The 11,184-nt window shown below is 67.2% G+C and carries 6 protein-coding genes; 5 read left to right on the top strand and 1 reads right to left on the bottom strand.

Annotated elements, in window-relative coordinates:
* The 5 genes from HG262_RS18320 to HG262_RS18300 form a co-directional block, all read left to right on the top strand.
* Positions 1–1,072: MdtA/MuxA family multidrug efflux RND transporter periplasmic adaptor subunit (locus HG262_RS18320; RefSeq protein ID WP_169272366.1), on the top strand; the 1,072-nt coding region annotated here is incomplete at its 5' end.
* Positions 1,073–1,084: 12 nt separating this feature from the next.
* Positions 1,085–4,183: an MdtB/MuxB family multidrug efflux RND transporter permease subunit gene (locus HG262_RS18315; RefSeq protein WP_169272365.1), complete on the top strand. Its 3,099-nt coding sequence runs from the start codon at positions 1,085–1,087 to the stop codon at positions 4,181–4,183.
* On the top strand, positions 4,180–7,293 hold the full coding sequence (locus HG262_RS18310; protein ID WP_169272364.1) for a multidrug efflux RND transporter permease subunit: 3,114 nt from the start codon (positions 4,180–4,182) through the stop codon (positions 7,291–7,293). The genes HG262_RS18315 and HG262_RS18310 overlap by 4 nt, the downstream gene beginning before the upstream one ends.
* Complete coding sequence (locus HG262_RS18305) at positions 7,290–8,747, top strand: efflux transporter outer membrane subunit (protein WP_169272363.1); 1,458 nt, start codon at positions 7,290–7,292, stop codon at positions 8,745–8,747. The genes HG262_RS18310 and HG262_RS18305 overlap by 4 nt, the downstream gene beginning before the upstream one ends.
* A gap of 153 nt (positions 8,748–8,900) precedes the next feature.
* Entirely contained in the window at positions 8,901–9,905 is a 1,005-nt protein-coding gene (locus HG262_RS18300; protein ID WP_169272362.1) for a tripartite tricarboxylate transporter substrate binding protein, read from the top strand.
* 26 nt (positions 9,906–9,931) lie between these two features.
* On the opposite strand, the gene HG262_RS18295 is transcribed toward HG262_RS18300, so the two are convergent.
* A complete protein-coding gene (locus HG262_RS18295; RefSeq protein ID WP_169272361.1) occupies positions 9,932–11,182 on the bottom strand; it encodes a D-amino acid dehydrogenase in 1,251 nt (416 codons plus the stop codon).
* Positions 11,183–11,184 lie beyond the last annotated feature (2 nt).

Below are 11,184 nucleotides of genomic sequence, written 5' to 3'. Positions count from 1 at the left end.
GCGCATCGCCACCGCCGCCACGCAGGACATCGATATCTACCTGAAGTCCCTGGGCACCGTCACGGCCTACAACACGGTCACCGTGCGCAGCCGCGTCAGCGGCGAACTGGTGGACGTGGCCTTCCAGGAAGGCCAGCGGGTGAAGGCGGGCGACCTGCTGGCCCAGGTGGACCCCCGGGCCTTCCAGGTGGCGCTTGACCAGGCGCGCGGCACCCAGATGCAGAATCTGGCCCAGTTGGAGAACGCGCGGCGCGACCTGCAGCGTTATCAGGCCTTGTTCAAGCAGGATTCCATCGCCAAGCAGCAAGTCGACACGCAGGCCGCGCTGGTGCGCCAGTACGAGGGCACGGTCAAGAGCGACCAGGCCAACGTGGACAACGCCAAACTGCAACTGGACTACGCGCGCATCACGGCGCCCATCAGTGGCCGGTTGGGGCTGCGCCAGGTCGACCGCGGCAACCTCGTGTCCAGCGCTGACACCAACGGGCTGGTGGTAATCACCCAGACCCAGCCGATTTCGGTGGTGTTTACGCTGCCTGAAACCCAACTGCCGGAAGTGCGCGGCGAAATTGCCACCGGCAAGACGCTGACGGTCGATGCCTACGACCGCGCCGATACCCGCCGTATCGCTACCGGCGTGCTGGAGACGCTGGACAACCAGATCGACGTCACCACCGGCACCCTGAAGCTGAAGGCCAAATTCGACAATGCGGACGACGCGCTGTTTCCGAACCAGTTCGTCAACGTGCGCCTGCATGTGCTGACGCGCAAGGACGTGACCGCCATCCCCACCGCGGCGATCCAGCAAGGGTCGGCCGGCGCGTTCGTGTTCCTGGTGCAGGCGGACAATACGGTCGCGGTCCGTCAGGTAAAGCTGGGCGCCATCAACAACGGCATGGTGGCTGTGAACGAAGGCCTGCAGCCCGGCGACCGTGTCGTCACGGAAGGCACCGACCGCCTGCGCGCTGGCGCCAAGGTGGAGGTGGTGGGCGGCGCGGAGGTTATCCCCGCCACCCGTGATAAGACGCTTGGGGCGGGGGCGCCTGCCGGCACCACGCCCGCGTCGAAATAAGTCGAGGCCGCCGTGAGCCCGTCGCGCCTGTTCATCCTGCGCCCCGTCGCCACCACGTTGGCGATGGTGGCGATTTTGATCGCCGGGTTCATCGCCTACCGGATGCTGCCCGTGTCGGCGCTGCCCGAGGTGGACTACCCGACAATCCAGGTGGTGACGCTGTACCCGGGGGCCAGTCCGGACGTCATGACCTCGCTGGTCACGTCGCCGCTGGAACGGCAGTTCGGGCAGATGCCGGGCTTGAACCAGATGTCGTCCACCAGCTCGGGCGGCGCCTCGGTCATCACGATGCAGTTCAACCTGACGCTGCCCCTGGACGTGGCCGAGCAGCAGGTGCAGGCGGCCATCAACGCCGCGTCGAACCTGCTGCCCAGCGACCTGCCGGTGCCGCCGACCTACAACAAGGTGAACCCGGCCGACGCCGCCGTGTTGACGCTGGCGATCACGTCGCCCACCATGCCCCTGCCGCAAGTGCGCGACCTGGTGGATACGCGGGTGGCGCAGAAGCTGTCGCAGATCCCGGGCGTGGGCTTGGTAAGCGTGGCGGGCGGCCAGCGGCCGGCGGTGCGGGTGCAGGTGAACCCGCAGGCGCTGGCGGCCAACGGCCTGGCCTTGTCCGACCTGCGCACGGCGATCGTGGGCGCCAACGTCAACCAGCCCAAAGGCAACCTGGACGGGCCGCTGCGTTCCACCACGATCAACGCCAACGACCAGTTGAAGTCGCCCACCGACTACAACGACCTGATCATCGCCTACAAGAACAACGCGCCGCTGCGGCTGTCCGACGTGGCACGCGCGGTCGAAGGCGCCGAAGACACGCGGCAGGCCGCCTGGGCCGGCGACAAGCCCGCCATCCTGTTGAATATCCAGCGCCAGCCGGGCGCCAACGTGATCGACGTGGTCAACCGCATCCAGACGCTGCTGCCGCAGCTGCGGGCGGCCTTGCCTGCCACGCTGGACGTCAGCGTGGTGTCGGACCGCACGCAGACCATCCGCGATTCGGTTGACGACGTGAAGTTCGAAATGCTGCTGGCGGTGGGGCTGGTGGTCATGGTGACGTTCGTCTTCCTGCGCAGCCTGACGGCCACGCTGATCCCCAGCGTCGTGGTGCCGCTGTCCCTGGTGGGCACCTTCGGCATCATGTATCTGGCCGGATTTTCCATCAACAACCTGACCTTGATGGCGCTGACGATCGCCACCGGTTTCGTGGTGGACGACGCCATCGTCATGATCGAGAACATCGCCCGCCATATCGAAGAGGGTGAAAAGCCCTTGCAGGCGGCGTTGAAGGGCGCCTCGCAGATCGGCTTCACGCTGATCTCGCTGACGTTCTCGCTGATCGCGGTGCTGATCCCGCTGCTTTTCATGACGGAAGTCGTGGGGCGGCTGTTCCGGGAATTCGCGATCACGCTGGCCGTGTCCATCCTGATTTCACTGGTCGTGTCGCTGACCCTGACGCCGATGATGTGCGCGCGCCTCTTGCGCGCCGAATCGGAACAGAAGCACGGCCGTTTCCACACGGCGACCGGCAACTTCATCGACCGCGTCATCGCCGGCTACGACCGCATGCTGCAGGTGGTGCTGCGCCATCAGCCGCTGACGCTGCTGGTGGCGCTGGGCACGTTCGCGCTGACGGTGGTGCTGTACATGGTGGTGCCCAAGGGCTTCTTCCCGCAGCAAGACACCGGCCTGATCCAGGCTATCACCCAGGCGCCGCAATCCATCTCGTTTCCCGCGATGGCCGAGCGCCAGCAGGCGGCCGCGAAGCGGGTGCTGGAAGATCCCGACGTGCAGGCCGTGTCCTCGTTCATCGGGGTGGACGGCAGCAACGCCACGCTAAGCGCCGGGCGCATGCAGATCGCGCTGAAACCCCAGGCCGAACGTAGCGGGGACCTGCGCACGGTGATGGCGCGGCTGCAGGAATCCCTGGGCAAGCAGGACGGGCTGACCGTCTACATGCAGCCCGTGCAGGACCTGACCATCGAAGACCGGGTCAGCCGCACGCAATACCAGATGACGCTGTCCAACCCGGACCTGAAGGTGCTGAGCGAATGGACGCCCAAGCTGGTGGACCGCCTGCGCCAGGTGCCGGGGCTGAAGGACGTGACCGACGACTTGCAGGACGACGGCCTGCAGACCTGGGTCGAGATCGACCGCGACGCCGCGTCGCGGCTGGGCATCACCGCCGCCGTGATCGACGAGGCGCTGTACGACGCCTTCGGCCAGCGCCTGATCTCCACCATCTTCACCCAATCGAACCAGTACCGCGTGGTGTTGGAAGTGCAACCGCAGTTCCAGATGAACCCGTCCGCGCTGGGCCAGATCCACGTGCCGACCTCGACGGGCGCGCAAGTGCCGCTGTCGTCGGTGGCGCACATCTCTGAAGGCCGGACCGTCCTGGCCGTGAACCGGCTGGACCAGTTCCCGATGGTGACGGTGTCGTTCAACCTGGCGCCGGGTGCGTCGCTGTCCAATGCGGTCGAGGCCATCACCGCGGCCGAGGCCGAGATCGGCATGCCGGCCGGCGTGGAGACGCGCTTCCAGGGCGCGGCGCTGGCGTTCCAGAATTCGCTGACCAGCACCCTGTGGCTGATCCTGGCCGCGGTGGTCACCATGTATATCGTGCTGGGCGTGCTGTATGAGAGCTACATCCACCCCATCACGATCCTGTCCACGTTGCCGTCGGCCGGCGTGGGGGCGTTGCTGGCGCTGCTGATCAGCGGCACCGAACTCGACATGATCGGCATCATCGGGATCATCCTCTTGATCGGCATCGTGAAGAAGAACGCCATCATGATGATCGACTTTGCGCTGGATGCCGAACGCAAGCGGGGCTTGACGCCGCGCGCGGCGATCCACGAGGCCGCGCTGCTGCGCTTCCGCCCCATCCTGATGACGACCCTGGCGGCCTTGTTCGGCGCCTTGCCCCTGATGCTGTCGAGCGGCACGGGCGCTGAACTGCGCCAGCCGCTGGGCCTGGTGATGGTGGGCGGCCTGCTGTTGAGCCAGGTGCTGACGCTGTTCACCACGCCGGTCATCTACCTGATGTTCGACCGCATGTCGCGCCGCTGGCGCGGCGTGCGCGAACCGGCGGCCGGGGACGCGTCATGATCCTGTCGGCGCCCTTCATCGTCCGGCCGGTGGCGACCACGCTGCTGAGCCTGGCGGTTGTGCTGGCGGGGCTGCTGTCGTTCTTCCTGCTGCCGGTGGCGCCCCTGCCGCAGGTGGATATTCCGACGATCTCGGTGTCGGCCAGCTTGCCGGGCGCCAGTCCCGAGACCATGGCGTCCAGCGTGGCGACGCCGCTGGAACGTTCGCTGGGCAGCATCGCCGGCGTGACCGAGATGACCTCCAGCAGCTCGCAGGGCTCTACCCGCGTCACGTTGCAGTTCGACTTGTCGCGCGACATCAACGGCGCGGCGCGCGACGTGCAGGCCGCCATCAACGCCGCGCGTTCGCTGTTGCCCAGCGGCCTGCGCAGCAACCCCACGTATCACAAGTCCAATCCGTCGGACGCGCCCATCATGACGCTGGCGCTGACTTCCGACACGCTCAGCCAGGGCCAGCTGTACGACATCGCCTCGACGATCGTGGCGCAGAAGCTGGCGCAGGTGGACGGGGTGGGCGAAGTGACCGTGGGCGGCAGTTCCTTGCCGGCGGTGCGCGTCACCGTGCTGCCGGGCGCGCTGGCCAACCGGGGCGTGTCGCTGGACCAGTTGCGCGCCACGCTGGCCAACGCCAACGCCAATCGCCCCAAGGGCGTGCTGGAGAACGATCGCTACCACTGGCAGATCATGGTCAGCGACCAGTTGAGCCGAGCCGAGCAGTACCGGCCGCTGATCGTCGCGTGGAAGGACGGCGCGCCGGTGCGCGTGTCGGACGTGGCCAAGGTCGAGGATTCGGTCGAAGACCTGTACCAGACGGGCTTCTTCAATGATCGCAAGGCCATCCTGATGATCGTGCGCCGGCAGGCCGACGCCAACATCATCGAGGCCGTGGACGCCGTGCGCGCCCAACTGCCGGTGCTGCAGGCGCTGATGCCGGCGGACGTGAACATGACGGTGGCGCAGGACCGCACGCCCAGCATCCGGGCGTCGCTGCACGAGGCAGAACTGACCCTGATCATCGCCGTGGGCCTGGTGGTGCTGGTGGTGCTGCTGTTCCTGCGGCGCTGGCGCGCGGCCATCATCCCCAGCGTGGCCGTGCCCGTGTCGCTGATCGGCACGTTCTGCATCATGTACCTGTGCGGCTTCACGCTGAACACGATCTCGCTGATGGCGCTGATCGTGGCTACGGGGTTCGTCGTGGACGACGCGATCGTCGTGCTCGAGAACATCATGCGGCACGTCGAGAACGGGATGTCGCCAATGCGGGCCGCGTTGCGCGGGTCGCGCGAAGTGGGCTTCACCGTGCTGTCGATGAGCCTGTCGCTGGTGGCCGTTTTCATCCCCATCCTGCTGATGGGCGGCGTGGTCGGGCGCCTGTTCCGCGAATTCGCCGTGACCTTGTCGGCGGCGATCATGGTGTCGCTGATTGTGTCGCTGACCTTGACGCCGATGATGTGCGCGCGCCTGCTGCGCCACGAACCAAAGGAGCAGAAGCCGCCCGGAAGGCTGGCGCGCTGGTCTGAGCGCGGCTTCGAGTCCATGCTGGACGGCTACCGCCGGAGCCTGCGCTGGGCGCTGGCGCATGGCCGGCTGATGATGCTGGTCCTGGCGGTCGCGGTGGGCCTGAACATCTATCTGTACACCGCGGTGCCCAAAGGCTTTTTCCCACAGCAGGACACCGGGCAGCTGCTGGGCTTTTTCCGCGTGGACCAGGGCACCTCGTTCCAGGCGACGATTCCCAAGCTGGATGCGCTGCGCAAGGTGGTGCTGGCGGACCCTGCGGTGCAAAGCATGACGGGTTACGCGGGTGGGCGCGGTGGCAGCAACAGTAGCTTCATGCAGATCCAGTTGAAGCCCCTGGGCGAACGCGACGTGTCCGCCGATGTGGTCATCAACCGGCTGCGCGGCAAGCTGCAGAACATGCCGGGGGCGCGCATGTTCCTGGTGTCGCAGCAGGACATCCGGATCGGCGGCCGCCAAAGCCAGGGTTCGTACGACTACACGCTGATGTCGGGCGACCTGCAATTGCTGCGCACCTGGATGCCCAAGGTGCAACAGGCCATGGCGAAGATTCCCGAAATCACGGACGTGGATACCGACGTCGAGGACAAGGGCCGCCAGATCAACCTGGTGATCGACCGCGAGGCCGCCACGCGGCTGGGCGTCAGCATGTCTACCATTTCGACGGTGTTGAACAATTCGTTCAGCCAGCGTCAGGTATCGGTGATGTACGGGCCGCTGAACCAGTACCACGTGGTGCTGGGCCTGGAGCCCAAATTCGCCGAAGACATCGAATCGCTCAAGCAGGTCGAAGTGATCACCTCGACCGGCGCGCGCGTCCCGCTGCTGACCTTCGCGCGGCTGGAGAACGCCAACGCGCCGCTCAGCGTGCAGCATCAAGGGCTGTTCGTGGCGGACACCGTGTCCTTCAGCCTGGCGCCCGGCGTGTCGCTGGGGCAGGCCACCGCCGCCATCGACGCGGCCGTGGCCCGCATCGGCTTGCCGTCCGACCAGATCCAGGCGGGCTTCCAGGGCACGGCGGCCGCCTTGCAGCAGACGCTGGCGCAGCAGCCCTGGCTGATCCTGGCGGCGCTGGTCACGATGTATATCGTGCTGGGAATCCTGTATGAAAGCTTCGTGCATCCGCTGACGATCCTGTCGACGCTGCCGTCGGCGGGCCTGGGCGCGCTGCTGGCCTTGCTGCTGCTGCGCTACGACTTCACGCTGATCGCGCTGATCGGGGTGTTCCTGTTGATCGGCATCGTGAAGAAGAACGCCATCATGATGGTGGATTTCGCCCTGGACGCCGAGCGCAACCAGGGCATGGCGCCGCGCGACGCGATCTTCCAGGCCTGCCTGACGCGGTTCCGCCCGATCATGATGACGACGATGGCCGCCATTTTCGGCGCGCTGCCGCTGGTGATGGCCACCGGCGCCGGCGTCGAGATGCGCCAGCCGCTAGGCATTACCATCGTGGGCGGCCTGGTGCTCAGCCAGATCCTCACGCTGTACACCACGCCCGTGGTCTATCTTTATCTGGACCGCTTCCGTCTGTGGGCCGCGCGCGGGCGCGGTCCCCGGAAGGGCGCTCCTGCTTCCATAGAACAAACATGATCCGCATCAAGCCGCTTTCGAACGCCTTCCTTCCGCGCAGCACCGTCGTGCTGGCGCTGTGCGCACTGCTGGGCGCCTGCGCGGTCGGGCCCGATTACCAACGCCCCGAATTGGATGTGGGCGCATCCTATAAGGAAGGCCAGGGCAAGGATCAGGTCGAAGGCTGGAAGCCCGCCGAACCGCGCGACGTCGCGGACCGCGGCGAGTGGTGGCGGGTGTACGACGACGTGACGCTGAACGGGCTGGTGGATCGCCTGAACACCTCTAACCAAACCATCGCGCAGGCCGAGGCCAACTACCGCCAGGCGCTGGGTCTGGTGCGCGCCGCGCGGGCTGGCTTCTATCCGACGGTGGGTGCAAGCGCTGGCATGTCGCGCGCGGGCAGCGGCACCGGCACGAGCGGCTCGTCGTCGTCCTCGGGCAGCAACGTATCCAACCAGTACTCGGTGACCGGCAGCATCAGCTGGGAACTGGACGTGTGGGGCCGCGTGCGCCGCAGCACCGAATCGTCCGAGGCCAGCGCGGCGGCCAGCCTGGCCGACCTGGCGGCCACGCGGTTGAGCGCGCAGGCGGCGCTGGTGCAGACCTACCTGCAATTGCGTGTACTGGACGAGCAGAAGCGCTTGCTGGACGCCACCGTGGCCGCCTACGAGAAGTCGCTGCAATTGACGCAGAACCGCTATGAAGTCGGCGTTGCGGGCCAGGCCGACGTGGCCGTGGCGCGCACGCAGGTGGAAAGCACGCGCGCCCAATCGATTGACCTGGACTGGCAGCGGGGCCAATACGAGCACGCGATCGCCGTGCTGATGGGGCAAGCCCCGTCCAAGTTCGGGCTTGCGCCGGCGGTGTTCACACTGAAGTTGCCGCAGATTCCGGTGGGCCTGCCGTCCGAACTGCTGGAGCGCCGTCCCGACATCGCCGCGGCCGAGCGCCGCGCGGCGGCCGCCAATGCGCAGATCGGCGTGGCGCAAGCCGCATGGTTCCCGTCGTTGACGCTGTCTGCCGACGGGGGCTTCCGCAATGGCCAGTTCGCCGATCTGTTGACGGCGCCGGCGCGCTTCTGGTCCCTGGGGCCGGCCCTGGCGCTCACGATCTTCGACGGCGGCGCGCGCGCGGCGCAGGTCGAACAGGCCCGCGCGGCCTATGACTCGCAAGCGGCGGCGTATCGCCAGGCCGCGCTGGTGGGCCTGCGCGAAGTCGAGGACTACCTGATCCAGCTGCGCGTGATGGAGAACGAACAGGTCGTGCAGCGCCGTGCGCTGGAGTCCGCGCGCGAATCGCTGCGCCTGATCCAGAACCAGTACAAGGCCGGTCTGGTGGACTACCTGAGCGTGGCGGTCGTGGACGCCACGGCGCTCAACAGCGAGCGCAACGCGCTAAGCCTGCTGGGCACGCGCCTCGTGGCCAGCGTGAACCTGATCGTGGCCCTGGGCGGCGGTTGGGACGGCTCCTAGGGATAACGCCTAATCCGCTTCCCTTTCGTTGACAAGTTTTCGGCACGGGTTCTTAATGCGACAAAAGTGACCATGTGGTCACGTTTGTCGCGCAGTACCGACACCGAATTCCGTTTGATCCATCGAACACGCGTCATGCGAAGGGGAAAGAGGATGGGCTGGTCAACTCATTGGCGGACGGCCGCCAAGGCAGGGCGCTGGGCAGGCGTGGCGGCAGCCGCCACGCTGGCGTTGAGCGCGGCGGCATCCGCGCAGCAATGGCCAGCGCGGCCGATCACGCTGATCGTGCCGTTCCCGCCTGGCGGCACCACGGACCTCTTCGCGCGTACCATCGCCCAGCACATGCGGCCGGCGTTGGGGGAATCCATCGTGGTCGAGAACAAGCCGGGCGCGGCGGGCAACCTGGGCGTGGCCGCGGCCGCGCGCGCGCAGCCGGACGGGTACACCATCGTGCTGGGTTCCGTCGGCACGCAGACCGTGAACCAGTTCCTGTACGGCAACATCGGATTCGACCCCGCCACCGATTTGGTGCCGTTGGGCATGATCGCGTCCACGCCGAACGTCATGGCGGTCGCGTCCGGATCGCCTTGGCGCAATCTGGACGACGTGATGAAGGCGGTGAAGAAGGATCCGGGCAAGTACTCCTACGCGTCGCCGGGCATCGGTTCGTCCGTGCACCTGACGGGTGCGTATTTCGAGTCGCTGGCCGGGCTGCAGATGCTGCACGTGCCGTTCAAGGGTTCGTCGGCCGCGATACCCGCCGTGATCGGCGGCCAGGTCGACATCCTGATGGACAACCTGCCCAGTTCCATGGCGGCGTTGAAGCCGGGCGGCCGTTTGCGCGGCATCGCGGTGACGTCGGCCGAACGCAGTCCTGCCGCGCCGGACCTGCCCACGATGGCCGAGGCCGGCCTGCCCGGTTTTGAAGTCACCGCCTGGTCCGGACTGTATGCGCCGCGCGGCACGCCCGCGCCGGTGGTGGACAAGCTGATCGCGGCGATGAAGCAGGCGTTGAAATCGCCCGAGCTGCAGCAGTCGCTGGCGCAAGGCGGCGCCACGCCCGGCAATGTCTTCGGCCCCGATCTGGCCGCGTTTGAAGTGAAGGAACGCGGCAAGTGGGGCGCGCTGATCAAGAGCCGCGGCATCAAGGCAGACTGAACGCCAGGACGTCGCCCGCCCGCGCCTTACGCCAGCGCGAAGGCGGCGGCGTCCACGGCGGGCTTGCGACCCTGCATCAAGTCCGTCAGCATCCGCGCGCTGCCGGCGGCCAGCGTGAAGCCCAGGCCGCCGTGGCCGGTGTTCAACCATAGATTGCGATAGGGCGTGGCGCCGATCAGCGGCTTGCCGTCAGGCCGCGCGGGCCGCAAGCCAGCCCAAGGCTCGGGCGCGCCCGCCGGGTTCAGGTCTGGAAAGAACTGCGCGACATCGCGTTCCAGGCTGCGCACGCGCTGCGGATCGACGCCAGCGCCGCGCGCGCCGATGTCGACCATGCCCGCCACCCGCAACCGGCTGCCCAGCCGCGCATAGACCACCTTGCGCCGGATGTCACTGATGCTGGCGTTGGGGGCGACGCTGTCGGGCGTCAGCGCATAGGTCAGGCTATAGCCTTTTAGCGGGTAGATCCGCAGGCTCAGCCCCAGCGGCCGCGCCAGTGGCGGCGCGCCCATGCCGCTGGCCAGCACGTAATGGTCGGCGTCCAGTTCGCCCGCGGCCGTGGACACGCTGACGACACGCCCGCGTTCCGTGCGCAACGCGCGCACTCGCGTATTGAAATGGAAACGCACCGGGTCTGGCGCGGCGCGCAAGATGCGTTCGAGTTCCGTGCACAGCCGCTGGCAGTCGCCAGCGTCTTCGGTGGGGGTGTAGATCGCGCCCTGGATACTGGCCCCGATGCCGGCCAGCGCGGGCTCCATGTCCAGGCAGGCGCGGGTATCCATCACGCGCTGCTCGCAGCCCAAGTCGGCTTGGTAGTCGCGTTGCGCCAGCGCGTGGGCATAGGCGGCGGCGTCCTGGTAGACCAGCAGCTTTCCCGACGACGCGAAATCGAAATCGGGATTCTCCTGGCGGACGAGGTCATGCATGCACAGTCGGCTGTACAGGCCCAGGGATAGCAATTCGCGGGTGGTGGACCGACTTTTGGCGCGCGTGCAGGCGCGCAGGAAGGCGAGGCTCCAGCGCCACTGATCGGGGTCCAGGCGGGGGCGGAAGCGTAGCGGGGCATCCTGGGCCAGCAGCCACGAGGGCAGCTTGGGTAGAACGGCGGGGTCGGCCAGCGGCGCGACGAAGCTATAGCTCAGTTGCGCGCCATTGGCCATGCTGGTGGCTTGGCCGGGACCCGAGTCCGCGTCGATGACCGTGATGCGATGGCCGGCGCGATGCAGGAAATAGGCGGTAGTCATGCCGACCACGCCCGCGCCGATGACAACGATATGCATGA

This window comes from Achromobacter sp. Bel, from assembly GCF_012928505.1.
Classification (GTDB): Bacteria; Pseudomonadota; Gammaproteobacteria; order Burkholderiales; family Burkholderiaceae_B; genus Achromobacter.
This window is presented reverse-complemented; position numbering and strand designations above follow the sequence as displayed.